The following is a 24,991-nucleotide window of genomic DNA, read 5'->3' on the forward strand; positions in this document are numbered from 1 at the left end:
GACTCGATCAGTGCAGACTATCGAGCAGCCGCTTGGCGACGTCCTGCTGCATCTGGCTGCCTTCCTTCAGCACTTCGCTGAGCATGGCGCGAGCGCCGTCGGCATCGCCCATGTCCAGATAGGCACGGGCCAGATCGAGCTTGGTGTCGACCGGGTCGTCGTTGAATTCACCCAGGTCGCTGCCGTGGTCGTCCACATGATGTGCATTGGCCGAATCGTCGAAATGCCAGCTCGATGTCGGCTCGGCCTCATGCTTGCCCGAAGCATGAGTGTCGGTCATCAGCGGAGCAACCGTCGGCGCATGCTCCGACGCAGTCGCCTGATGCGCTGCGGAATCCGCAACGCCGGCCGGATGGGTCAGGTCGAAGTTGAAGCTGTACTCGCTGACCTTCTTCGGCGACTGTGACGGCAACGGGGGCATCGACGGGATCGCTGCCGTCGCATCGCTCCCAGCGGCATAGTCGTCGATGTCGAACGGGTGATGGGCGTCGGTGTCTTCATGCGCCGGCAGTTCGACGTGGTGGTCGAACAGCGGATGACCCGGTACCAGGTCCTCGCCCATGTGCACCACGTCCTGCCACTCGTCCTGCTGCGGATCGGTGATGTGGGCGTGCATCGCTTCGGCGGCCGCCTCGAAATGATCGACGTCGCGGCGCGAGTAATACAGGGTGACCAGTTCCAGATGCAGGCCGATATCGTCCGGATGCTCGGCCAACTGGTCGAGCAATTCTTCCTGATCGATGTCGTCGCCATGGGCAAGGCCCTGATCACCTGAAGGTGACGTGCCGAAACGATCGGCCAGCGACGGCGCGGACTTTGCCGCGAACGCTGCGGCCGGCTTGCGCTTGCGACCGCGCAGGCCCAGCAGAAGGAGCAACAGGATGGCACCGGCACCCGCCGCCCAGGCCCATGTCTGCATGTACCAAGGCTGCTCGACTACCGCGGTCGGGTTCGACGAAACAGTCGGCTTCGCGGCCGGCTTGACCTCCGGCTTGATCGCTGCCGGCGCCGCAGCGGCTGCCGTCGACGCGCTGGCTGGTGCGCTGGACGCGGCGACCGCCGGGGTCGCCTTCATCTCGGCGGAGCTTGCTGCGACAGGCGCTGTGCTGGCACTGGCAACCGTACCGGCCGTGGCTGCTTCCAGCTTGGCCGACGCCGACGTTGCCACTGCCGGGGCGGCTGCCACGCTGGCGCTCACCGCGGGCTTTACCGTCGAAGCGGCGCTTGCCAGTGCCGCAGCGGGCATACCGGCTGCCTTGCGCGCGGCCGCCAGCTTGTTCTGCAATTCCGCGATCTCGCTGTCCTTGAGCGACAGCAGATGTTCGTTCTTGCTGTTGATGTCCGTCAGGTCCTTCAGACGGGTCTTCAGATCGGCACTCTGTTGCTGCAGGCTGGCCAGGCTTTCCTGGTTGCGCATCAGATCCTGGCGCAGGCTGGCGGTGGCCTTGTCATCCTTGCCTTCAGCACTGCCCTGGGCTCCGCCGCCTTTGACGTCCTTCGCTGGTACCAGCGCAAGACGGTCACCTTCACTGGCGGACGTGCTGCCTGGTGCGCTGGAGGCCGATGCACGGGTCGCTGCATCAGCCACGACAGACGGCTTGCCCGGCGTGCCGGCGCGCCAGTCGCTGTTCTGGCGACGGACTTCGGCGACTGCAGCGGCAATCGTCATGGCCTGCGCTTCGGCCGAGGTTGGTACGCGCAGCACCGCACCACTCTTCAGTGCATTGATATTGTCGTGATAGAACGCGTCGGGGTTGGCCTGCTTGAGTGCGAGCATCATCTGCTGGACGTCCACACCGGATGGTGCAGTGCTGCGTGCGATTGACGACAGCGTCTGGCCGTGCGCGACCGGACCGTACTGGCCGTTGCTGACAGCAGCAGGTGCGGCCGACGCCGCAGGTGCCGGCTTCGCTGCAGCCGTCGTGGCGGCGTGGCTGCTCCGGCTCGGTGCAGCATGCGTCGGGGCAGCTACTACTGCAGGTGCAGGTAACGATGCGGGTGCAGCCGTCGGCGCACCCGGAGGATCAAGCAAGATGGCGAATTCGCGCACGCTCTTGCCAGCGTGACCGTTCACTTCAATCAGCAGATCGAGATAAGGATCGTCCACCGCCACGCTGCTGGTGATACGAATCACCGGATGGTCGGTGCCGGCATTGGCGACGCTGAAATGCAGCGGGATCGCAGTGCGGCCGCCAGCAATACCGGCGCGGGTGAATTCATCGCTGGAAGCCAGCTGCACGGTGAGGTTCTTCAGCTCCGCCGGATTGGCCGGATGCAACGGGATTTCCGCCAGCAGCGGTTGCCCCAGGGCCGATTTGACCTGGATCTGGCCCAGGTCCAGCGCCATCGCCTGGCTACCGCCCAGCGCCAGTGCCATCAATATCGACATCTTCAACGAACGATTCATCGCGTGCTCCCCCGAACGATCCCTGGCGCCATTCTTGGTGTTGCCGCCGTGATGGCTGCCGCCCCAAACGAGATGCCACTTTAGTTATATGCAGGCCAATCAACAATAGCCGGGGCGAATACTTGCAGTGTATTGCTGCAGTGCGTTCTCACCGCCGCAACCCCTCAGTGCTGCTTGACCGGCGGCTTGGCCCGCAACGCATCGAGCTGCTTCTGCAAGTCGGCGATCGCCTGATCCTGCTGCTGCAGGCGCTCACTGGCCTGCTTGCTGTCCGACTCCTGCCGCGCGACATCCTGCTCCAGCCGCTTCACCTCGGCCTGGTGCCGTGCCAGGCGTTGCCGCGTCTGTGGCAGCGATGCCGATGCCGCAGACGTCGATCCGGCCGGAGCTGGTACCGGCTTGGGGTCAGCAGCCCAGGCGGCAGCCGACAGCATGAAACCCATCACACCCAGAATTTGCAGATAACGCATTGTCAGAGATAGTCCTCGATCAGCAGTTCGGCGATCTGCACGGCATTCAGCGCCGCGCCCTTGCGGATATTGTCCGAGACGATCCACATATCCAGCCCGCGCTCGTGCGAAATGTCCTCGCGGATGCGCCCGACATACACCGCATCATTGCCAGCCGCCTCGCCCACCGGAGTCGGGTAGCCGCCCGGCTTGCGCTCGTCCACCAGCACTACGCCCGGCGCCTGCCGCAGCAGTTCGCGGGCCTGTTCGGCGGTGATCTTGTCGCTGGTCTCGATATGCACTGCCTCGGAATGACCATAGAACACCGGCACGCGTACCGCGGTCGGGTTCACCTGGATCGACTCGTCCTCCAGGATCTTGCGGGTCTCCCACACCAGTTTCATCTCTTCCTTGGTGTAGCCGTTCGGCTGGAAGTCGTCGATCTGCGGGATCACATTGAACGCGATCTGGGCGGGGAATTTCTTGCCCGGCTCCACGCTTTGGAAGTTCAGCAGCGCCGCGGTCTGCTTGCCGAGCTCTTCCATGCCCGTACGACCGGCGCCGGATACCGACTGGTAGGTGGCCACGTTGATGCGCTCGATCTGCACCGCGCGATGGATCGGCGCCAGCGCCACCAGCATCTGCATGGTCGAGCAGTTCGGGTTGGCGATGATGCCGCGGCTGGTGTACTGCGCGATCGCATGCGGGTTTACCTCGCTGATCACCAGCGGGATATCGTCCTGGTAGCGGAACTCCGAGGTATTGTCGATCACCACCGCACCCGCCGCCGCCGCACGCGGCGCATGGTCGCGGCTGACCGAACCGCCGGCGGAGAAGAACGCGATGTCGACGCCTGCGAAATCATAGGTATCGAGCAGCTGCACCGTGATCTGCTCGCCAGCAAACGTGACCTTGCCGCCAGCCGAACGCTCGCTGGCCAGCGGTACCAGCTCGCTGACCGGAAAATCGCGCTCGGCGAGGATCGCCAGCAGGGTCTCGCCGACCGCACCGGTGGCGCCGACCATGGCGACTTTGTAACTGCTTTTCTTGCTCATGGATGTGGTTCTTTGCTCAGGAAGGAGTGGGGTTGGCCGCAGCCAGCACCGTGGGGTTGAGGATGGTCGGCGGCCGCCCGGCGTGTGGGCCATGACCGAAGAACGCCAGCACGTTGTCGACCGCGAGTGCCGTCATGGCGCGCCGTGCATCATGACTGGCGCTGGCTATATGCGGACTGAGCAGCACATTGTCCAAGGCCAGCAACGCCGGATGCACGTTCGGCTCGCCCTCGAACACATCCAGCGCAGCCGCGGCCAGGCCGCCGCGAGCCAGCACGTCGGCCAGCGCAGCATCGTCGACGATGCCACCACGGGCGACATTCACCAGCACCGCGGTCTGTTTCATCTGCGCCAGCTCCGGCGCGCCGATCGCGTGCCGGTTCTGCGGCGTCAGCGGCAGCACCAGCACAAGGAAATCCGACTCGCGCAGCAGCTGTGACTTGTCGACATAGCGGACGTTGCATTCGCGTTCGATGGCTGCCGGGAGTGCCGAGCGGTTGTGATAGATGACCTGCATGCCGAACCCGGCCGCCCGGCGTGCGACGGCCTGGCCGATGCGGCCCATACCGAGAATGCCCAGCGTGCGGCCGCGCACGTCCATGCCGAGCCACTGCGTGAATTTCGTGGCCTTCCATTCGCCCGCGCGCAGCCAGCGCTCGGCCGCGCCGACCCGGCGTGCCGCGCCCAGCAGCAGTGCCCAGGTGTAATCGGCCACGCTTTCGTTGAGTACGTCGGCAGTGTTCGAGGCGGCAATGCCGGCAGCTGTCAATGCAGCCAGGTCGAGGTTGTCGTAACCGACGCTGAGGTTGGCAACGAGGCGCAGCCGTTTCGCGCCGGCGATTTCCACCGCACCGATATGCTCCTTGAGGCCGACGATGGCGGCATCCTGATCCATCAGTTTCACCGCCAGCTCGGCCGGTGAAAACTTGATCTCCTCCGGCTCGCAGGTCACTTCGAAGTGCTCGTCGAGGCCGGCAACGATGTCGGGAAAGGTGGGACGCGAAACCCACACTCTTGGTTTATCGGTCATCTGCGACTCCGCCCTTCACTGTCCGGACTGACCCGGGATCAGCGGTTCGACCGTACCCACATCGCCGCACTGGGCACGATGGCGTAGCGCGTGATCGATCAGCACCAGCGCCATCATCGCCTCCGCGATCGGAGTGGCGCGGATGCCGACGCAAGGGTCGTGACGCCCCTTGGTCACCACCTCGGTGGGCTCGCCAGTGAGGTTCACGCTGTGGCCGGGAATCAGGATGCTGGACGTGGGCTTGAGCACGATCGAGGCGGTCACCGGCTGACCGCTGCTGATGCCGCCGAGAATGCCGCCGGCATGATTGGAGGCAAAGCCATCCATGCTCATCTCGTCGCGGTGCTGGCTGCCGCGCTGGCTGACCGCGGCGAAGCCGTCGCCAATCTCCACACCCTTGACCGCGTTGATCGACATCAGCGCGCTGGCCAGGTCGCCATCGAGTTTGCCGTAGATCGGCTCGCCCCAGCCTGGCGGCACGCCGTCGGCGACCACGTTGACCCGTGCGCCGACCGAATCGCCAGACTTGCGCAGCGCATTCATATAGGTTTCCAGCGCCGGCACCTGCGCAGCATCCGGCCAGAAGAACGGGTTCTGCTCTACTGCATTCCAGTCAAATGTATCCGGCGTGATTTCGCCGATCTGCGCCAGGTAACCACGCACGCGCACACCGTAACGCTCGGCCAGCCACTTCTTCGCAATGACGGCAGCGGCCACGCGCATCGTGGTCTCGCGCGCCGAGGAACGTCCGCCGCCGCGTGGATCGCGGATGCCATATTTCTGCCAGTAGGTGTAGTCGGCATGACCGGGGCGAAACGTCTGCACGATGTCGCCGTAATCCTTGCTGCGTTGATCGGTATTGCGGATCAGCAGCGCGATCGGCGTGCCGGTGGTCCTACCTTCGTAGACGCCGGAGAGAATTTCGACATCGTCCGCTTCGTGCCGCTGCGAGGTGTAGCGACTCCGGCCGGTGGCACGACGTTCGAGATCGGTCTTGAACTCTTCCGCACTGATCGACAGCCCCGGCGGGCAACCGTCGATCACGCAGCCGATCGCCGGTCCGTGGCTTTCGCCGAAAGTGGTGACAGTGAAGAGCTTGCCGAAGGAATTGCTGGACACGAGGTCTGGACGTCCGAAGGAAACCCGCACAGCTTAGCGCGACAGCGCCCTGATCGGGTCAGCGGGCCGACTGCACGGCTCGCCACTCGCTGGCCAGCAGCGCGAACACCGCGTCGTCGACCCACTCGCCGTGCAGCCACAGACTCTCCCGGTGATGCGCTTCCTGACGCATGCCCAGCGCGCGCAGCATCGCCATGCTGGCGAGGTTACGCGGATCGACCGAGGCATGGATGCGATGCCGCCCCAACTGCCCGAACACCAGCTCGAACACCGCGCGCACCGCCTCGCAGGCGTAACCGCTGCCCTGATGGGCCGGCGCGATGCTGATTCCGAACTCGACCGAACCCTCGACATCCGCTGGCAGATGAATGCCCAGATCGCCGATCAATTCTTCACCCTCACGCAGACGGATCGCGCGCTGAAACCAGCTGTCCGGCATATCCAGCGACGCACCGGCCTGGCGTTCGATGAAGTCCGCCGCTTCGGTCACACTGGCCGGACGCCAGCCCTGGAAACGGGATACCTGCGGATCAGCGCGATAGCCGAAGAACGCTTCCGCGTCGGCTGGACGCAAGGCACCGAGCCGCAGGCGCGGTGTGTTCAGTTCCATGCAGCGAAGTCCTTCAGGCGACGCGGCGCGCTGCAGCCGCCGCACGGATCACCGCGGCATGCTCGACCAGATCGCGCCGCTCCAGCGCGAAGATGCCCATCTGGCCGACCTTGAACTCGATCCAGATGAATGGAACTTCCGGCAGCAATGCGGCCAGTGCATGCTCGCTCTCGCCCACCTCGACGATCAGCAGGCCGTCGTCAGTGAGATGGTCAGCCGCCTCGTCCAGCATGCGCAGGCACAGATCGAGGCCATCGACACCAGAGGTGAGGCCCAGCTTCGGCTCATGAGCGTACTCACCCGGCAACGCGGTGTACTCGTCCTCGGTGACATACGGCGGGTTGGAGACGATCAGATCGTAGCGACGTCCCTTCACCCCGGCGAACAGGTCCGACTGGATCGCCTCGACGCGGCCCTCGACGTGCTGGAACACGATGTTCTCGCGCGCCAGCGACAACGCCTCGTCGCTGATATCGACGATATCGACCCGCCACTCCGGGTTGTATTCGGCGATCGCGATGCCGATGCAGCCCGAACCGGTGCACAGATCCAGCGCGCGCTCGATGTGGCGCTCGTCCAGCCACGGCGCGAAGCCCGACTCGATCAGTTCGGCAATCGGCGAACGTGGCACCAACGCGCGGCGATCACTCTTGAACTTCAGCCCGGCAAACCAGGTTTCGCCGACGAGGTAGGCCACCGGCAGGCGCTCGGTCACGCGACGCTCGATCAGCGCCAGCACGTCCTCGCGCTCGGCCGCGGTGAGCTTGCCGGCACCATAGGCCGGCGGGATATCCGGCGGCAGGTGCAGGCTGGCCAGTACCAGATGGGTGGCCTCGTCGATCGGGTTGTCGTGGCTGTGCCCGAAGGTGAGTCCGGCGGCCGAGAAGCGACTGGCGCCATAACGGATGAAGTCGATGATGGAGGCGAGTTCGGCGGTCACGGCGATCCAGGTGCAACGGAATGGCCGGCCATTATACGGCCTGCAACCAGCCTCACCCCGTATACTGGGCGGATGACTTTCAACGTATTCCTGCAGTACATCCTGCCGCACCGCCTCCTGTCGCGCGTCGTCTACTGGGCCACGCGCTGGACGTTCGCGCCGTGGAAGAACTGGCTGATCGGCACCATCGTGCGCAATTACAACGTGAACATGGCCGAGGCGGCGCAGCCCGATCCGCTGGCCTACCAGCACTTCAATGCGTTCTTCACGCGCAAGCTGCGGCCCGACGCGCGCCGTGCGGATGCCGATCCAGCGGCCCTGCTCTCGCCCGCCGATGGCCGCATCAGCCAGTCCGGCGCCATCGTCGACGGGCGCATCTTCCAGGCGAAGGGTCAGGACTACACCGCCGCCGAGCTGCTCGGTGGCGACGAGGCCACCGCCGCGCCGTATCGCAACGGCCGCTTCGTCACGGTCTACCTGTCGCCGCGCGACTACCACCGCGTGCACATGCCGCTGAAAGGCACCTTGAAGGAAACCGTGCACGTGCCGGGCCGCATCTTCAGCGTGGCGCCGTTCGCAGTAGCCGCGATCCCGCGCCTGTTCGCGCGCAACGAACGGCTGGTCTGCCACTTCGAGGGCGAGCACGGCCCGTTCGTGGTGGTGATGGTCGGCGCGATCCTGGTTTCGTCGGTGGCCACCGTGTGGGATGGCCTGGTGATTCCGCCGTATGCCTCGTCGATCCGGCGCAAGTCATTCGCCGGTCAGAACATCACGCTGGAGCGCTTTGCCGAGATGGCGCGCTTCAACATGGGTTCCACCGTGATCCTGCTGCTGCCCGAGGGCACGATCGAACTCGATGCGCTGCAGCCGCAACAGGCCGTGCTGGTGGGGCAACGTCTGGGCCACGGTTGAGCCAACCCACCTCGGTTCAGACCCTCGATCACCGGAAAACCTGACGCCACGCGTCATTTTGTGACGCTTTGCGCGCTATCCCGGAGGCCGCCCCGGTACGCTCACGTCTTCGCCGCACGTCAGTGCCGTCGACACCAGCATCGAGGGGACTCATGCAACTACTCACTCCGTTCTTCGTGATGATGCGGACACGCCAGCTTGGTCGCCAGCTACGCGACATCGAGCGCAGTATCCGCAACTTGCCCAAACGCAGCCGCACACGGTTGAGTACGCTGACCCTGCGTGAGATCGGCCAGGCCTCGCGCAGCGATTTCCCGCATCTGTATGGCACGCCGCCCGAAACGCGCTACCAGCCCTGGGGCCAGGGCACCGAGGTCGGCTACGAGCGCGCCTGCTCGACCAACCCCGAAGTGGCGCTGCGCGGCATCGCGCTATGGCTGGCGGTGGCCTACCACGAGACCAAGAACTCCCCGCATGCCAGCCTGCAGCCGCAGCACCGACAGCTGATGCAGCTGTTGCGTGAGCTGAAGGAAGTCCACAGCAGCGGCAGCGCGGCGGTGGACAGCTGGATGCAGAACAGCGCGGTAGCCTGATATCAGGCCACCGCGCGCCACTTCATTGGCAAACAGGCAGTTTGAGCGTCTGCCCAACAGCAAGCTTATGGTGCTTGAGCCCATTCATCTCGGTGACCTCCTGCACGCTTGAACAATGCAGGTCGCGCACGATGCTGATCAGCGTATCGCCACGGCGAACCTTGTAATGGCGATCCTTGCGTACCACCGGCGCCTGCACCGGTGGTGCCGAGGGTGTCTGAACCACCGGCACTACGGCGGTATGCAGGTCGTGAGCGAGGATCGGCCACGGACCATCGACACAGCGCGACGCATAGACCCGCTCCAGCGGCTTGGGCACCTGCAACGAGCTGCCGATCGGCTGGGTCACCTGTGGATCAAGTCTGGGATTGAGATTTCGCAGCGTGCGGAACCAGCCCTCTTCCATGCCGGCAGTCGAGCCCAGGCAAACGGTGAGCTCGGACAATGAAGCCGGCCGCTGCAACGTGATCGAGCCCGGCAAGCCATCAATCCGCGGGAAACGCAGGTTGTAGCTGTCCGGATGCAGGAAAAGCCACGCCGCGGCAAGCACGGACGGTACGTAGTCACGGGTTTCCTGCGACAGCTGGTTGTAGACGCGCGGATCGTAGAAGCTCACCGAGGTGTCGTCGCCAACCGCGCGACGCATGCGGCCCTCGCCACCGTTATAGGCGCCGATCGTGAGTTCGAGGTTGTTGTTGAATACCCCCAACTGCTCGTTGAGGTACTCGGCATTCGCCCGTGCTGAGGCTGCCGGATCGAAACGCGTGTCGAAGCCGTTGTCCATGCCCAGACCAAAGCGCATGCCGGTGGCATACATGAACTGCAGCGGGCCAGCCGCACCCGAGCGCGACACCGCGTGCACCTTGCCACCCGACTCCTTCGCCATGATGCCGAACAGCAGCGCCTCGGGCAGATCGGCTTTCTGGTACTGCGGCCACATCTGGTAACGCAAGTACTGGTAGTTGACGTAAGCATCCATCAACTGTGGCCGCCACTGGGTCAGCCACATCTCCAGCGCAGCCTTCACCGGGCCGTTCATCGCGATCAGCTCGGACAGTTTCTGCCCGTGCAGCAAGGTCACGCTGCGCTGCGCCTCAGGCAGGCTGGCCGCGCCGGTCTTGCCGGCGGCCAATGCAGCCTGCGACGGATCGACATCGCTGTTCAGATCCTGCCCGTCGTCGAAGTCGCCATCCTTCAGGCGCAGCAGACGGTCGAACACCGAGAAGAACCGCTGCGGATCGCAACCTGACGTATTGCCGCAGCGTGCCGACGCGGCCTTCAGCTGATCCAGTGATTGGGTGAGCGTCAGCTGCGAGGCCTCCAGGTTGCCCGCACGCGACTGCTGCAGAGCAGTCTCGTAGCCCTTGCTGGCCTGATCGAGCTGACCGTAGAGTGCGTTCACGGGTGCGGAGGGCCTGCCACCAGCGCTCGCACAGGCGGCCAGCAGGCCGAAGGCCAGTGCAAACGGTGTCAGGCGCAGGGAACGAACAACGGAACGCAACAACATCACAGACTTCACCCGCGCAAAGCGCCAACCATAACCGGCACGGCAGCTCGACTCAACGCATTCGCGCGGTTGCACGACCGTGTTGGCTACAATCGGGCGATCTCCAGCGGATGGAATGCCATGACTGGGCTCATGATCGGACGAAAGATCCTGGACAGACCGCCTGCCTGCATCTTCGGCAACAAATCCTGAGCACACGTAGTCCCATGCCGAGAATCGAACTGCTCGATCCGCACGTGCCACTTTCGCAGCAATTGCTGAGCGCGCTGCGCTATCCGTTGATCGGCAGCGCCCTGCCTGCGCTCACCGCGTTTACCCTCGCCCATTACCTTGGGCTGCTTCCGGGAGCGGGCTGGTTCCTTGAACTTGTGGTCTGGGCAGCAACATACCTGTATGCACTGGAGTGCCTGGGACATAGTGCCAACGGTTACGCGCTGCCGCCGGAATTCGCCGAACCAGGCCACGGCGGCTGGGCGCTGGTAGCGATCCTGCTGTGGTCCACCCTGCTGACCCTCGCGGTAAAACTGAATTTCGATGGTGGCGCATGGATGGTCACACTACTGATGGCGGTGAGCCTGCCAGCCATCGCCATGTCGCTCGCACTCGACGGGAGCGTTGGTCATGCCTTGAATCCGCTTACCTGGATCCAGGTGATGTCGCGTTTCGGTTCGTCCTATCTGCTGCTGATCGGCGTGCAGGTGCTGATTGCGTTGATCGTGGGTGCAGCGCAGCCCGCATTCGAACATGTGCTGCCACGAGTTTTCTCGCTGCCGCTGTTCTACCTGGTCGCCAACTACGCCACCCTGTTCAACTTTCACCTGATGGGTACCTTGATCCACCAGCGCCACGAAAATTTCGGCCTGCAACCGCAGGCACATGTGCTGGCCCGGGAAATCCACCAGGACGCCGATCAACTGCTGCTCGACGAGGTGGCGGCACTCGCACCCGAACAGCCGCAGGCCGCGCTTGAGCTGCTGGTGCCACGCCTGCGTGATCACGCAGCACCGGCCCCGGTACATGGCGCCTATCGCCAACTGTTGCAACGCCAGGGCCTCACAGATGCGTTGCTGGTGCACGGACAGATCTGGATGGCTGCGCTGATTGCCCAAGGTGAGTCGCGCCGCGCACTCGGCGTACTGCAGGAGTGCTGCAGCATCAATGCCAGCTTCTTTCCGGACGATCCGCGCACCTGCGGCGAGTTGGCCGACCTGGCTGTACGGCTGGGCATGAGCCGGCTCGCCCTGCACCTTTGTCGCAACTACCTCGTGCAATGGCCACGCGACACACGAGTACCGCATTACGGTCTGCTCGCTGCACGTCTGCTTGGCGAACACGCCGACCAGCACGCCGAAGCGGCGCAACTGCTGAACCAGCTGGCCGCCGTGTGGCCCGATCATCCATTGCACGCCGACATCGACACCCAGCGGCAACGACTGGCGAACCCCGCATGAGTCGCTGGCGGCCGCCCTCGCCCGGCTCCACCGCGATCATCACCCGCGACGGTTTCGAACGGCTCAAAGCCGAACTCGACCACCTCTGGCATGTGCTGCGCCCGGAAGTGGTGAAAGCGCTCGCCGCAGCGGCCGCGGAAGGCGACCGTTCGGAAAACGCCGAATACATCTATCGCAAGAAGCAGCTTGGCGAGATCGATCGCCGCGCACGTTATCTGAGCAAGCGCATCCCCTCACTCAAGGTGGCCGAAGGCGCGCCGAGCGATCGTGGACTGGTCTTCTTCGGTGCACGGATCGAACTGGAAAATGTCGACACCGGCGATATCCTCAACTACCGAATCGTCGGCCCCGACGAGACCGACGCGAAACTGGGCTGGATCAGCATCGACTCGCCGATGGCACGTGCAGTACTCAAGAAGCGCATTGACGATGAGTTTGCCGCCGAACTACCTGGCGGCCCGGCGCAGTTTGCGGTGATGGCCGTGGATTACGACTAGAGCGCTCAAATGAACAACCCTTTCCTCTGCGTTCAGTGCCCCAGCAGCGCTCGCGTATCCCGCTGGTAGTCCTGCTCAATCTGGACCAGCTGTGCCTGTTGCGCCTGCGGACTCACCCATTGCCCATGCTCAGCCCGCTGTCGCAGCAACGCGTACTGCATGTCGACGAACGGCTGCAGTACCTGATTGCTTTGCGCAGCGAAGCCACCCAGATCGGGAATGCGCGCCAGCTGGGCGCGCTCACGCACCCCTGTCTCGCCGGAAGCTTTGCCATAAGTGAGGATGAACGCCGTCAGTTGTTCGCGTAAGGGTGATGGCAACCCGTCCCGTAATACCAGCACACCGGACGGAATCAGCGGCGAGCGCCAGATCACCTTGAGCTGCGCACCCTCGCTCGGGAAATGACGCCGGAACAGATCCATGTCTGGATTGTTGCTGCTGGCCACGTCCACTTCACCGTTGACCACGGATAGCAGATTGCTCTGGTGATCGGCCACCCGCACGCTGGCGAAGAACGTGTCGGAATTGAGACCATGAGGTGCGAACACACCCGCTTCCGGCACGATGTAACCGGTGACCGACAGCTTCTCACTGCGGGCGTAACGCCAATGGTCAGGCTTGGCCAGCAGGTCTTCTAGATTGTGGATCGGGCTGTCGCTGCGCACCACCAAGGTGCCGGTGTTGCCCCTGGCGCCGTCACTGCGCACGAACTGGGCAAATACCTGCATGTGCTGATGCATCACCGCCTCGACCGCCAGCTTGCCGGAGAGAAACGCGATATCCACCTGCTGTCCGCCGATGGCATCGGAGAGACCGGTATAGCTGCTCACCGACACCGTGGTCACCGGGTGGCCCAGCCGTTTCTGCAACTCCTCCAGCAGCAGTCGCCACTGCTCCAGCGATTCGGACGCACTGCCGATCGGCAGGATGCCGAAACGGATCGGTGATGCCGACTCGGGCAACTGTCCTGATGCCAATGCGTTGCCGGCGAACAACAGCAGGCCGAGGATCAGTCCTCGCGAAACGATGCATGCCAGACGATGGTGATTACGCAATCGATGCAGCCAAGACGTATCCAATGCCATGATCCCTGAGCCGCGCCCTGTCCCCTGTATATAGTCGGGATTACGGATCGGGGCAAGGATCAACCAGGTTGCCGATGCGCTGGCGGATACTCACGCCCGACACGGCGCGGCTGATAGCAGACCGTGCCAAGATGAAATGCCTCGTCGGCATTGTCGGCATGCCATCCCGGCAGCCCCGACAACGGTAGCGGACGCAGCTCCAGCGGGTCGCGCAGCAGCTGGCCTGCAGTGATCGCGGCGACACATTCCGCACGAACTTGCTGGACATCCATCTCGCCTGTCGACTGGAACACCAGCGCCTTGCCCACCAGCAGCTTGTCCGGATTCAACGCATGTTCCAGCACGGCATGGCCGAACAATTCCAGCAGGATCGCACCGTCCAGCCATGCCTGCCGCTGTCGCCAGAACAATCCATGCCAGTCATGCGCATCCCACAGTGCGAGCAGCGCAGGATCTTGCAGCACGACGATCACGCCAGCCTCGTCGAAATGGGTCATCGCGTACTGCGGACGTGAGCGGTCCTTCGGCCCCATCCGGGCGATCTCGGCCATCTGGCGCTGGTTCAACGCCTGCTTGATCGCCGGATAGCGCAGCCACACCAGCGCATTGAGCAGGTCATGCCAGTTGCCCGTTCGGGTGGCGATCTGTCCACGCTCGGCGATGCGCTGCTCGTAGTGCAGGCCATCGGCCAGCAGTTGGTGATCCTGCGCCACGAAGCGGGTACATGCATCCGCCGGCCACAGGGCATTGAGTGCATCGAGTGCGGGCCAGTCCGGGTCTTCCAGAAGGTCGGCGTACTCGCACCATGCCTGCAGCGGCATGCGGCCAAACACCTGCGGATCGACCGTGCCGCGTGCCGGCGCGATGTAGCGCATGACGCTGGCTTACATCAGCTTGAGTTTGGGATGCGCGAGCCGTGCATGCAGGTCATGCTCGCTGGCGCCCTCGACCACCACGTCGACGAACTGACCCGGTTTCAGGGTCTGGCCATCGGCGATCAGTACCGTGCCGTCGATCTCCGGCGCATCCGCCGCCGAACGCGCCACCGCACCCTCGGCACCGGCCTCGTCGACCAGCACGGTGATGGTGCGACCGATCTTGCGTTGCAATTTCGCCGCGGAGATTTCCGCCTGCACCGCCATGAACTGTTCGAGGCGATCTTCCTTCAGTTCCTCAGAGACCGGATCGGGCAGCTCGTTCGCCTTGGCGCCATCGACCGGCGAATACGCAAACGCACCGACGCGATCGAGCTCGGCCTCGCGCAGGAAATCCAGCAACTCCTCGAACTCGGCATCGGTCTCGCCGGGGAAGCCGACGATGAAGGTGCTGCGGATGGTCAGATCCGGCACGACTTTGCGCCAGTTCTGGATGCGCTCCAGCGTCTTGTCGATATTGCCCGGGCGCTTCATCAGCTTGAGGATGCGCGGACTGGCGTGCTGGAACGGGATGTCGAGGTATGGCAACAGCTTGCCGGCAGCCATCAACGGCATGATCTCGTCCACGTGCGGGTACGGGTAGACGTAGTGCAGGCGCGACCACACGCCCAGCTCGGACAGGCCTTCGCACAGTTCGGTCATGCATGTGCGGTAGCTCTTGTCGCGCCACTGGCGCTCGGCGTACTTGATGTCCACGCCGTAGGCGCTGGTGTCCTGCGAGATCACCAGCAGTTCCTTGACGCCGCCCTTGACCAGGCGCTCGGCTTCCAGCAGCACCTCGTCGACCGGACGCGAGACCAGGTTGCCGCGCATCGACGGAATGATGCAGAAACTGCAGCGGTGGTTGCAGCCTTCGGAAATCTTCAGATAGGCGTAATGCTTCGGGGTCAGCTTGACGCCAGTGTCCGGCACGATATCGAGAAAACGGTTGCGCTGCGGCGGCAACGCGGTATGCACCGCATTCATCACGCTGACGTAGTCCTGCGGGCCGCTGATCGACAGCACGTCCGGGTACGCCTCGCGGATCAGCGCTTCACGCTTGCCGAGGCAGCCGGTGACGATCACCTTGCCGTTCTCGTGCAGGGCGGTGCCGATCGAATCCAGCGACTCCTGCACCGCCGCGTCGATGAAGCCACAGGTGTTCACTACCACCGCATCGGCTTCGCCGTAGCTGGGCACGATCTGGTAACCCTCGACCTTCAACTGGGTGAGGATCCGCTCGGAATCGACCAGCGCCTTGGGGCAGCCGAGGCTGACGAAACCAATCTTGTGTGCAGCTTGAGACATGAGCTTGGGTTACCGTGAAAACGTGCGCGAAAACAGGTGATTATACGCGAGCGCGCCAACGATGCCGCGGCAGCTAAGATCACGGCTTCGAAACCGCGAGCATCCAGCCATGGGCCAGCAGATCAACCTACCCACCACGCGCACCCAGTGCATCGGCGCGTATCTGGCCCAGCCGCAGGGCAAACCGAAGGGCGGCATTGTGGTGATCCAGGAGATCTTCGGCGTCAACGCGCACATGCGCAGCGTGGCTGATCGCTTCGCCGAGCACGGCTATACCGCGATCGCACCGGCGTTCTTCGATCATCTGGAAACCGGTGTGGAACTGGGCTACGACGAAGCCGGCTATGCCAGGGGCAAGCAGCTGGTCACCGAACTGGGGCTGGATCGCGCGGTGGAAGATGTCGCCAGCGCCGCCGAGGCGATCGCGTCCGCAGGCAAAATCGGCACCGTCGGCTATTGCTGGGGCGGCACGGTGGCGCTGTTGGCCGCGCTGCGCCTTGGCCTGCCGTCGGTGAGCTATTACGGCGCGCGGAACCTGCCGTTCCTGCACGAAACACCGAAGGCGCCGGTGATGTTCCACTTCGGCGAGAAGGACCAGCACATCACGCCGGAGATGGTCGCAAAGCATCGCGAACTCCTCCCGCAGATGGAAACCTTCACCTACCCGGCCGATCACGGTTTCAACCGCGATGTCGGTGCCAGCTACGACGAGGCCAGCGCAAAGCTGGCGTTGCAGCGCACCCTGGCGTTCTTCGAAAAATACCTGGCTGGCGCATGAGCAAGCTCGATTTCCTACTCGATGCCCGGCTTGATGCAGACACGCGGTTGGTCGCATCGCTCGCCCTGTGCGATGTGCGATTGATGAACGACGCGCGCTTTGCCTGGCTGGTGCTGGTGCCGCGCCATGCCGGACTGGTGGAGATCACCGATTTGGCCGCCGACGAACAGACCCTGCTGTGGCAGGAAGTGAATCGCGCCTCGACAGCCCTGCGCGCGGTTGCCCCGTGCGACAAGCTCAACCTAGGCGCGCTCGGCAATATCGTGCGCCAACTGCATGTCCATGTGGTCGCGCGCTGCGAGGGGGATGCGGCATGGCCGGGTCCGGTGTGGGGCCATGGCTCCGCCGAGCCGTATTCCGACACCAGCGTGGCCGCACGAATGGATGCGCTGCGGCAAGCGCTCGCCAAGATCGCCGGATAACGCTGCGATGCCGCCGGCCATCCAGTTCGAAGCGCTGGCCGACGATGCACTGCTGCTGCGTTTTGGCGAGCGCATCGACATCGAACTCAATGCATGTGTGCAGGCCGCAACAGCCTGTCTGCGTCAGCGCTTGCCGCAAGTGGAATGTGTGCCGGCGTATGCCAGCGTGCTGTTGCGTTTCGACCCGCAGCATTGGTCCGGCGGCGACCCGCATCGGCAGGTGCAGGCGGCCGCCTGCGCAGCACTGGAAGAACCGAGTTTGGTCACCGCCGCACCACATGAGCTGGTGATCCCGGTCTGCTACGGCGGCGAGCACGGCCCGGATCTGGCCGAGGTTGCTGCCCACTGTCGGCTCGATGCGGACGCGGTGATCGATCGCCACACTGCCGCCAGCTACCGAGTGGCAATGCTCGGCTTCGCGCCAGGGTTTCCCTACCTGCTCGGGCTGGATCCCCAACTGGCGGTACCGCGCCGCACAGACCCGCGCCAACGCGTGCCGGCTGGCAGCGTGGCGATCGGCGGCAGCCAGACCGGCATCTATCCGGAGACGCTGCCCGGCGGCTGGCAACTGATCGGATGCACGCCGTTGCTATTGTTCGATATCACGGCAAACACGCCATCGTTGTTCACTCCAGGCGATCGCGTGCGCTTTGAGGCGATCGACGAAGACCAGTTCCGCGACCTGGCAGCGGCCAACCCGGCATGAACGTCACCGTCATCAAGCCGGGCTTGCTGAGCAGCCTGCAGGACGCCGGACGCCCCGGCCATGCCGCGCTCGGCGTGGGGCGTGCCGGCGCGATGGATCCGCCCGCGTGGCAGCTGGCCAACGCGCTGGTCGGCAATGTCGGCGGCGAGGCCGCGATCGAATGCACCCTGACCGGCTCCAGCTTGCGCTTCGAACAAGCGGCAGTGATTGCGCTGACTGGCGCACCGATCGCAGCCCACGTCGGTGAGCACAGCGTGCCGATGTGGACCACCTGCCACTTGGCCGCCGGCAGCGTACTGCACCTGGGCGGCATCGCCAGCGGCTGCCGCAGCTATCTCGCCGTGCGCGGTGGCTTCGACGTACCGGCCCTGCTTGGCAGCCGTAGCAGTGACCTGCATGCGCACATCGGTTACGCACACGGCCGCGCGCTACGCGCCGGCGACGTGCTGCCGGTTGGCACTACCGCCCCCTTAGCCGGTTCAGCCGCTGGCGGCGAGGTGCAGCCGCTCGGCTGGAGCCTCGACCCGCAACCCTGGTTCGATTTCGCCCAGCGACCGCTGGCGCTGTTGCGCGGCAGTCACTGGGCGCAACTGGATGCAGCGTCACAACGGCTACTGTTCGATGGAAAATTTTCCCTGAGCAAGGACAGCAACCGCACTGCCAGCCGCCTGGACGGCCATACGCTGCAACTACAGACTCCGCTGGAGCTGATCTCGGAGGCGGCACTTCCCGGCACCGTGCAACTGCCACCGTCCGGTCAGCCGATCGCCCTGCTGGCCGAAGCACCGGTGACCGGCGGCTACCCGCGGATCGGCCAGATCGCCATGGTGGACCTGCCACGACTGGCGCAACGGCGCCCGGGCGATACCGTATGCTTCCACGAGACCACACTGGACGAGGCGTTGACGCGGCTGGCCGCACATCGGCAGCGGCTGGCACGCCTGCTCGGCACGATCGCACAACGACTGGAACACACGTGATTGAGTCAACCCGCATGAACCGCATCGACCTCAACGGTGACCTCGGCGAATCGTTCGGCGCCTGGCACATGGGCGACGACGACGCGCTGCTAGCCCTGCTCAGTTCGGCCAATATCGCCTGCGGCTTCCATGCCGGCGATCCGGAGATCATGCGCCACACGGTGGCGCGGGCGGTGGCGCACGGCGTGGCGATCGGCGCGCACGTCTCGCTGCCCGACCTGCAGGGTTTCGGCCGCCGCGAGATCAGCGTCACACCCGCCGAGGCGCACGCGCTGACGCTGTACCAGATCGGTGCCCTGCACGCGTTCACCTGCGCGGCCGGCACTCGGTTGACCCACGTCAAACCGCACGGTGCGCTGTACAACATGGCCGCGCGCGATGCGGTGCTCGCCAACGCGATCGCCCATGCCGTGCGGGACTTCGATCCGCAGCTGCGGCTGTTCGGGCTGGCCGACTCGGCCCTGGTCGAGGCTGGCCAGGCGCTCGGTCTGGCGGTCGCCGCCGAAGCCTTCGTCGACCGCCGCTATCGCGCCGACGGCTCGTTGCAGCCGCGCCGCGAAGTCGGTGCGGTGATCGAGGATATGGATCAGGCGTTAGCACAGGCACTAGGCATTGCCCGCGACGGCGTGGTGCACACGCTGGATGGCCAACGCGTACAGCTGCATGCCGATACGCTGTGCCTGCACGGCGATGGCGCGCATGCCGTGCAGCTGGCGCGCAAGCTGCGCAGCGAACTTGAAACGGCCGGTCTGCGGATCGCCGCACCGGGCGCCGCATGATGTCCTCCCCACGGCGCAGCGGTGACCGCTCATGAATTACTGGCCCCTGCTCGGCGTCGCGGTGATCGTGGTCGGCTTTCTGCTGCGCTTCAATCCGGTACTGGTGGTGGTTACTGCGGCGATCAGCAGCGCCCTGCTGGCCGGCCTCACGGTACCTGCTCTGCTCGCCCTGCTCGGCAAGAGCTTCGTGTCCAGCCGCATGCTGCTGATCTTCGTGCTGACCCTGCCGGTGAACGGCCTGCTGGAACGTGCCGGATTGCGCGAGCACGCGCAACGCTGGATAGGTCGCCTGCACGGACTGACCCTGGCGCGACTGCTGATCGGCTACCTGCTGCTGCGCCAATTGCTGGCAATGGTCGGCCTCACTGGCGTAGCGGGCCCCGCGCAGACAGTGCGCCCGCTGCTCGCGCCGATGGGTGAAGCGGCGGTGGAAAATATCCTGCCCACACTGGACGATGCCGACCGCGACGAGCTGCGTGCCGTGGCTGCCGCCACCGACAACATCGGCCGCTTCTTCGGTGAGGACGTGTTTGTTGCCGTGGGCGGAGTGCTGTTGATTCAGGCCTTCTATGTACAGCACGGCATCGAGCTGACCCCGTTGTCGATCGCACTGTGGGCATTACCCACGGCGATCGCAGCCTTCATCATCCAGTCCGTGCGCGTGTGGCTGTATCAGCGCCGGCTGCAGCGCCGTGCCGCCGACGCACGCGCCGAATCGGCAGGCTGAGCATGCTGCGCATCGAATACGCCTACTGGCTGATCGCCGCCTTTCTGCTCTACACCGGCCTGCGCAATCTGGGCGAGCGGCACGGCTGGCACGCAGCATTCTGGCTGGTGCTCGGCACGCTGTTCGGCAGCGGCGATTACGTATTGGCGCAACAGGCCGCAGGTCATGTGTTGCCGGCGCAGATCGCCGGTGCCGGGGTGATCGCGCTGGCGCTGCTGGCGCCACGGCTGCGTCGCCACGCGCATGTCGAAGGCAATAGCGCCGAGCAGCGTCTGCAGTCGGCGATCCGGCTCGGTCACAAATTGTTCGTGCCCGCCCTGCTGATTCCGCTGGTGACCTTGCTGGTGGCGTTGTTCGGCGCGCATCTTTTCATTGCTGGGCATGCCGTATTCGCCACAGCGCAGATGACCCTGACCGGGCTGGCGCTGGCCTGCCTGGTCGCGCTGTTCGCAGCATCGCAAGTGGCGCAGGCACCGGTGCACGACGGCGTGGCCGAAGGTCGGCGTCTGCTTGACGCGATCGGCTGGGCGACACTGCTGCCGCTGTTGCTGGCGGCGCTGGGCGAGGTGTTCACGCAAAGCGGCGTGGGCGCGGCGATCGCCGCACTGGCCGGCACCTTCCTGCCGACCGGGAGTGCCTTTGCCTGCCTGCTCGCCTTCGCACTCGGCATGGTGCTGTTCACCGTGATCATGGGCAATGCGTTCACGGCGTTTCCGGTGATGATGGCCGGCATCGGACTGCCACTACTGATCCATCAGCATGGCGCGCACCCGGCGATTCTCGGCTCGATGGGCATGCTGTGCGGCTACTGCGGCACCCTGCTGACGCCGATGGCCGCCGACTTCAACCTGGTGCCGGCGGCACTGCTGGAACTGCGCAATCCGTACGGGGTGATCCGCGCGCAGGTAGGGAGCGCCTTGTGGATTCTTGCCATCACCTTCATGTTGATGTGGCTGCTGGTATTTCGCTGAATTCGATGAGGTACATATGAGCGCAGCCCTACCACGCATCCTGCTGACCGGTTTCGATCCGTTCGGCGGCGAAAGCATCAACCCGTCATGGGAGGCCGTGCGTGCGCTGCACGGCAAGCGCATCGGCGGCCACCGGATCGTCTCGCTGCAATTGCCGACGGAGTTTGCCGGTTCGCTGCGCATGCTCAAGGCGGCGGTACGCGAACTGACTCCTGTGATCCTGCTTGGCGTCGGTCAGGCCGGCGGCCGCGCGCAGCTGTCGATCGAGCGGGTGGCGATCAACCTGCAGGATGCACGCATTCCCGACAACGCCAGCGCACAGCCGATCGACGAGCCCGTGATCGCCAGTGCACCTGCTGCGTACTTCAGCACGCTGCCGATCAAGGCGATGCTGGCTGCACTGCATGCGCAGGGCCTGCCGGCCGAGATATCGAACAGCGCCGGCACCTACGTGTGCAACCACATCGCCTACGCCATGCTGCATCTGGCTGCCAGGAAACGCGGTGCGCGCGCCGGCTTCATCCATATCCCGTACCTGCCGGAGCAGACGGTGGCGCGACATGGGGCCGCCAGCATGGCGCTGGACGACGTGGTGCATGGTCTGGAGATCGCGTTGCGCACGGCAGTCACCACACCGGTTGATCGCAAGCTCGGTGCTGGCACGCTCGACTGAGCGCCCCGATACCGATAGCGCCGGTATTTGTCACTCACGAAAAAGCCCGCGGATTGCTCCGCGGGCTTTCGATGGAAAGTACCTGCGTCCGGTGCTGCCGCAATCAGTACTGACTGCCGCCGCCGGTATGATCCTGCGGCGCCGGGGCCGCTGTCGGAGCGCGCTCGTGGTGATCCTGCAGTGCACGTGCCTTCATGTCCTGCGGGTTGATTTCGGTCAACGTGCCCTTGTCGTCGTAGTACGCGTGGAAGCCGTAATCGAGCTGCAAACGCGCCAGGTACTGCAGGTGAATCTTGCGGATCTTCGAATCATCGCCGTTCTGCAGCAGCACGGTCTTGGGCAACTTGCCCTGATCCTTCAGGTAGGCGAAATGGCTGCCCAGATCGACCGCCGACAGCACGGCACCATCAACCACGAACTGGCCTTCCTTGTAGGCCTGGATGGTCGCGTCGAACTGCCCCTGCATCGAGGCCGTGGTGACCCCCTTGGTGCCACCAAAATGGCAACCGGCAAGCAGCAACGTGCTGCCCAGCATGATCGCGGCGGTGGCGCGCGTCAGCCATGTGGAAAAACGAATCATGCAGGTCTCCTGGAGGTCAATCGATTCAATCAGGTGGAGTGTAACGCCGGCTCGCGGCAATCGGAGCGCGGCCCGGACACATCGTTCAGGCGCGCGCTCAGGTACGCGGCAGGGTAACGCCCTGCTGGCCCTGGTATTTGCCGCCGCGATCCTTGTAGCTGGTCTCGCATTCTTCGTCGGATTCGAGGAACAGCATCTGCGCCACACCTTCGTTGGCGTAGATTTTTGCGGGCAGCGGCGTGGTGTTGGAGAACTCCAGCGTCACGTGGCCTTCCCATTCCGGTTCCAGCGGCGTCACGTTGACGATGATGCCGCAGCGCGCGTAGGTGCTCTTGCCGAGACAGATCGTCAACACCTTGCGCGGGATGCGGAAGTACTCGACCGTGCGTGCCAGCGCGAACGAGTTCGGCGGGATGATGCAGACGTCCGCTTCGACATCGACGAAGCTCGACGGGTCGAACGCCTTCGGATCGACGATGGTCGAGTTGATGTTGGTGAAGATCTTGAACTCGCGTGCGCAGCGCACGTCGTAGCCGTAGCTGGAGGTGCCGTAGGAGACCAGTTTCTGGCCATCGCGGAGCTTGACCTGGCCAGCCTCGAACGGCTCGATCATGCCGTGACTCTCGGCCATGCGACGGATCCACTTGTCGGATTTGATGCTCACGCGATCTCCAGTCTCGAATCGGGCTGCGGCAGGACAGGAGCCCGGCCAAAGATGCGCAAAATACCACGGCACGGGTCGCGTAACCTGTTCAAGGCATCACGTGGCGGACAGTTCCGTGGCAAGCGCCGCCAGAACACCACGCAATTCGGCGCAGCGCGCCTCGTTGCCCAGAATCGCCCCAACCTCACAGCCGGCGCCCGACAATGGCACCGTCATGCAGGCTGACTCCAGCAATTGCGCAGACATGGTGCCGAGAATTTCGCGCAAAGCGGCCTGCGCATGAGACGAACCACGGCCAGAGGTATTCAGCAGCGCCACCAGCTTGCCTGGAAACTCCAGGCTGCCGACCAGCCAGTCGAGCAGATTCTTGAACGTACCGGGCACGCCGTGCGCGTACTCGGGACAGGCGATCAGCAACGCGTCGCTGCGACCGATCGCGCTGCGCAACGCCTGCACCGAAGCCGGCAACGGCTCGACTTCATCGTCCGGGTTGAACAGCGGCAAGCCGCCGAGACCGCCATACAGTTCGAGTTCGAGCGCGTCCGGCGCCAGTTGTTGTGCCGCCTGCAGCACCGCCGTATTCGCCGAGATCCGGCGCAAACTGCCCGACAGGCACAACACGCGTCGTCGCATCATGCAGCGGGCGCGCCCTGCACCACGATCTTGCCCAGCCCCAGCGACTTGTTGCGTGGCTGGCGCGACAAACGGCCAGCCGCATTGCGCGCAATCTCGCGGTAACGGGCCGTCAGATCGGAATCCGGCATCGCCACCACCGTGGGTGTGCCACCGTCGGCCTGCTCGCGGATGCGGATATCCAGCGGCAGCGAACCCAGGTAAGGCACCCCATACTGCGTCGACATCCGCTCGCCACCGCCTTCGCCGAAGATGTGCTCCTCGTGGCCGCAACTGGAGCAGACATGCGTGGCCATGTTCTCCACCACGCCAAGCACCGGCACCTCGACCTTCTCAAACATCTTCAGCGCCTTGCGCGCATCCAGCAAGGCGATGTCCTGCGGCGTGGTGACGATCACCGCGCCGGCCACCGGCACCTTCTGCGACAGCGTGAGCTGGATGTCCCCGGTGCCTGGCGGCAAGTCGACGATCAGATAATCCAGTTGCTCCCAGCGCGTGTCGGTGAGCAGCTGCATCATCGCCTGCGTCACCATCGGGCCGCGCCAGATCATCGGCGTATCCGCTTCCACCAGAAAGCCGATCGACATCACCGGCATGCCATGCGCCTGCATCGGAATGATGCTCTTGCCATCCGGCGACTCCGGCTTGCCATGCACGCCCAGCATGGTCGGCTGACTGGGACCATAGATGTCGGCATCCAGCACACCAACCTTCGCGCCCTCGGCCTGCAGCGCCAGCGCCAGGTTCGCCGACACCGTGGACTTGCCCACGCCGCCCTTGCCGGATGCCACCACGATGATGTTCTTCACGTTCGGCAGCGGCCCCAGCGTGCCCTGCACCTTGTGCACGTGGACGCGGCTGCTGATCGAGACGGCCGCCGATTCGATCGCCGGGTCGCTCTCCAGTGCCTGGCGCACCCGACCAGTCATGCTGGCGATCGCTCCGGCGGCCGGATAACCCAGCTGGATATCCACCGATACACGCGCACCGTCGACACCGACCGCGCGCACAGCCTCGGCCAGCGGCGCGCCAGTATGGGAGTCGATCAGCTCGCCGAGAATGCGGCGCACCAGGGCTTCGTTCGCCTGTGTCATGGGGACTCGAATGATGAGGGGGACTGTCCATTATGCCAGCCCGCATCACGACACCGGCTGACTTGGATCAGCCCTCGCGCAACGCATGGCGCAATGCAGCTTGACGC

General features: G+C 64.6%; 27 protein-coding genes. 12 read left to right on the plus strand and 15 right to left on the minus strand.

Translation table 11 applies throughout. The features are described 5' to 3' along the window. Nucleotides 1-7: 7 nt before the first annotated feature. From B0E48_RS11890 to prmB, 7 genes are all read right to left on the minus strand, one after another. Nucleotides 8-2,407 carry a FimV/HubP family polar landmark protein gene (locus B0E48_RS11890; protein WP_077518282.1) on the minus strand — a complete coding sequence of 800 codons (2,400 nt, stop codon included), beginning with the start codon at nt 2,405-2,407 and terminating at the stop codon, nt 8-10. A 164-nt stretch (nt 2,408-2,571) separates the two neighbouring features. Beyond that, complete coding sequence (locus B0E48_RS11895) at nt 2,572-2,877, minus strand: hypothetical protein (RefSeq protein WP_077518283.1); 306 nt, start codon at nt 2,875-2,877, stop codon at nt 2,572-2,574. A 2-nt stretch (nt 2,878-2,879) separates the two neighbouring features. Continuing rightward, nucleotides 2,880-3,911 (minus strand): aspartate-semialdehyde dehydrogenase, encoded by a 1,032-nt coding sequence (locus B0E48_RS11900; protein ID WP_077518284.1) that lies wholly within the window; start codon nt 3,909-3,911, stop codon nt 2,880-2,882. Between the two features lie 16 nt (nt 3,912-3,927). Beyond that, nucleotides 3,928-4,941 carry a D-glycerate dehydrogenase gene (locus B0E48_RS11905; RefSeq protein WP_077518285.1) on the minus strand — a complete coding sequence of 338 codons (1,014 nt, stop codon included), beginning with the start codon at nt 4,939-4,941 and terminating at the stop codon, nt 3,928-3,930. 15 nt (nt 4,942-4,956) lie between these two features. Then, nucleotides 4,957-6,060, minus strand: coding sequence for a chorismate synthase (aroC, locus tag B0E48_RS11910; RefSeq protein ID WP_077518286.1), 1,104 nt, complete (start codon nt 6,058-6,060; stop codon nt 4,957-4,959). A gap of 58 nt (nt 6,061-6,118) precedes the next feature. Then, nucleotides 6,119-6,670 (minus strand): GNAT family protein, encoded by a 552-nt coding sequence (locus B0E48_RS11915; RefSeq protein WP_077518433.1) that lies wholly within the window; start codon nt 6,668-6,670, stop codon nt 6,119-6,121. 13 nt (nt 6,671-6,683) lie between these two features. Then, nucleotides 6,684-7,610, minus strand: a complete 927-nt coding sequence (gene prmB / locus B0E48_RS11920; protein ID WP_077518287.1) for a 50S ribosomal protein L3 N(5)-glutamine methyltransferase — start codon at nt 7,608-7,610, stop codon at nt 6,684-6,686. 72 nt (nt 7,611-7,682) lie between these two features. Between prmB and asd the strand changes: the two genes are divergently transcribed. Together asd and B0E48_RS11930 are read left to right on the plus strand one after the other, a co-directional pair. Beyond that, entirely contained in the window at nt 7,683-8,522 is an 840-nt protein-coding gene (gene asd / locus B0E48_RS11925; RefSeq protein WP_077518288.1) for an archaetidylserine decarboxylase, read from the plus strand. Nucleotides 8,523-8,674: 152 nt separating this feature from the next. Then, nucleotides 8,675-9,115, plus strand: a complete 441-nt coding sequence (locus B0E48_RS11930; protein WP_254423945.1) for a hypothetical protein — start codon at nt 8,675-8,677, stop codon at nt 9,113-9,115. Between the two features lie 22 nt (nt 9,116-9,137). Here B0E48_RS11930 and B0E48_RS11935 read toward each other — a convergent pair whose 3' ends face one another. Then, on the minus strand, nt 9,138-10,622 hold the full coding sequence (locus B0E48_RS11935; RefSeq protein WP_077518435.1) for a transglycosylase SLT domain-containing protein: 1,485 nt from the start codon (nt 10,620-10,622) through the stop codon (nt 9,138-9,140). Nucleotides 10,623-10,828: 206 nt separating this feature from the next. Here B0E48_RS11935 and B0E48_RS11940 point away from each other — a divergent pair, with 206 nt between their 5' ends. Together B0E48_RS11940 and greB are read left to right on the plus strand one after the other, a co-directional pair. Then, nucleotides 10,829-12,073, plus strand: coding sequence for a hypothetical protein (locus tag B0E48_RS11940; protein WP_077518289.1), 1,245 nt, complete (start codon nt 10,829-10,831; stop codon nt 12,071-12,073). Beyond that, entirely contained in the window at nt 12,070-12,570 is a 501-nt protein-coding gene (gene greB / locus B0E48_RS11945) for a transcription elongation factor GreB (RefSeq protein ID WP_077518290.1), read from the plus strand. The genes B0E48_RS11940 and greB overlap by 4 nt, the downstream gene beginning before the upstream one ends. A gap of 32 nt (nt 12,571-12,602) precedes the next feature. Here greB and phnD read toward each other — a convergent pair whose 3' ends face one another. The 3 genes from phnD to rimO form a co-directional block, all read right to left on the minus strand. Continuing rightward, a complete protein-coding gene (phnD, locus tag B0E48_RS11950; RefSeq protein WP_254423946.1) occupies nt 12,603-13,649 on the minus strand; it encodes a phosphate/phosphite/phosphonate ABC transporter substrate-binding protein in 1,047 nt (348 codons plus the stop codon). Nucleotides 13,650-13,714: 65 nt separating this feature from the next. Further along, nucleotides 13,715-14,530: a DUF3025 domain-containing protein gene (locus B0E48_RS11955; protein ID WP_077518292.1), complete on the minus strand. Its 816-nt coding sequence runs from the start codon at nt 14,528-14,530 to the stop codon at nt 13,715-13,717. Between the two features lie 9 nt (nt 14,531-14,539). Beyond that, on the minus strand, nt 14,540-15,877 hold the full coding sequence (gene rimO / locus B0E48_RS11960; protein ID WP_077518293.1) for a 30S ribosomal protein S12 methylthiotransferase RimO: 1,338 nt from the start codon (nt 15,875-15,877) through the stop codon (nt 14,540-14,542). Nucleotides 15,878-15,986: 109 nt separating this feature from the next. Between rimO and B0E48_RS11965 the strand changes: the two genes are divergently transcribed. From B0E48_RS11965 to pcp, 8 genes are read left to right on the plus strand one after another with little or no spacing between them, the layout of a single operon-like run. After that, nucleotides 15,987-16,655 (plus strand): dienelactone hydrolase family protein, encoded by a 669-nt coding sequence (locus tag B0E48_RS11965; protein ID WP_077518294.1) that lies wholly within the window; start codon nt 15,987-15,989, stop codon nt 16,653-16,655. Beyond that, nucleotides 16,652-17,077, plus strand: a complete 426-nt coding sequence (locus tag B0E48_RS11970; protein WP_077518295.1) for an HIT family protein — start codon at nt 16,652-16,654, stop codon at nt 17,075-17,077. The genes B0E48_RS11965 and B0E48_RS11970 overlap by 4 nt, the downstream gene beginning before the upstream one ends. A gap of 7 nt (nt 17,078-17,084) precedes the next feature. Beyond that, nucleotides 17,085-17,783: a 5-oxoprolinase subunit PxpB gene (gene pxpB, locus B0E48_RS11975; protein WP_254423947.1), complete on the plus strand. Its 699-nt coding sequence runs from the start codon at nt 17,085-17,087 to the stop codon at nt 17,781-17,783. Beyond that, the gene (locus tag B0E48_RS11980) at nt 17,780-18,763 is read left to right on the plus strand and encodes a biotin-dependent carboxyltransferase family protein (protein WP_077518297.1); all 984 of its coding nucleotides are present in this window, start codon (nt 17,780-17,782) and stop codon (nt 18,761-18,763) included. Before pxpB ends, B0E48_RS11980 begins: the two co-directional genes overlap by 4 nt. A 14-nt stretch (nt 18,764-18,777) precedes the next feature. Further along, a complete protein-coding gene (locus B0E48_RS11985) occupies nt 18,778-19,542 on the plus strand; it encodes a 5-oxoprolinase subunit PxpA (RefSeq protein WP_077518298.1) in 765 nt (254 codons plus the stop codon). A 31-nt stretch (nt 19,543-19,573) separates the two neighbouring features. Next, entirely contained in the window at nt 19,574-20,269 is a 696-nt protein-coding gene (locus tag B0E48_RS11990) for a DUF969 domain-containing protein (protein WP_077518299.1), read from the plus strand. 2 nt (nt 20,270-20,271) lie between these two features. Further along, nucleotides 20,272-21,240, plus strand: a complete 969-nt coding sequence (locus B0E48_RS11995) for a DUF979 family protein (protein ID WP_077518300.1) — start codon at nt 20,272-20,274, stop codon at nt 21,238-21,240. Between the two features lie 16 nt (nt 21,241-21,256). Further along, nucleotides 21,257-21,913: a pyroglutamyl-peptidase I gene (gene pcp / locus B0E48_RS12000; RefSeq protein ID WP_077518301.1), complete on the plus strand. Its 657-nt coding sequence runs from the start codon at nt 21,257-21,259 to the stop codon at nt 21,911-21,913. Nucleotides 21,914-22,016: 103 nt separating this feature from the next. Here the strand turns inward: pcp and B0E48_RS12005 are convergent, their stop codons facing one another. The 4 genes from B0E48_RS12005 to apbC form a co-directional block, all read right to left on the minus strand. Next, a complete protein-coding gene (locus B0E48_RS12005; RefSeq protein ID WP_077518302.1) occupies nt 22,017-22,493 on the minus strand; it encodes a hypothetical protein in 477 nt (158 codons plus the stop codon). A 97-nt stretch (nt 22,494-22,590) separates the two neighbouring features. Next, nucleotides 22,591-23,157 carry a dCTP deaminase gene (gene dcd / locus B0E48_RS12010; protein ID WP_077518303.1) on the minus strand — a complete coding sequence of 189 codons (567 nt, stop codon included), beginning with the start codon at nt 23,155-23,157 and terminating at the stop codon, nt 22,591-22,593. A gap of 96 nt (nt 23,158-23,253) precedes the next feature. Beyond that, on the minus strand, nt 23,254-23,793 hold the full coding sequence (locus tag B0E48_RS12015) for an NADPH-dependent FMN reductase (protein ID WP_077518304.1): 540 nt from the start codon (nt 23,791-23,793) through the stop codon (nt 23,254-23,256). Continuing rightward, entirely contained in the window at nt 23,790-24,884 is a 1,095-nt protein-coding gene (gene apbC / locus B0E48_RS12020; RefSeq protein ID WP_077518305.1) for an iron-sulfur cluster carrier protein ApbC, read from the minus strand. The genes B0E48_RS12015 and apbC overlap by 4 nt, the downstream gene beginning before the upstream one ends. Nucleotides 24,885-24,991: the final 107 nt, after the last annotated feature.

Source organism: Rhodanobacter sp. C03, assembly GCF_002001175.1.
Taxonomy (GTDB): Bacteria; Pseudomonadota; Gammaproteobacteria; order Xanthomonadales; family Rhodanobacteraceae; genus Rhodanobacter.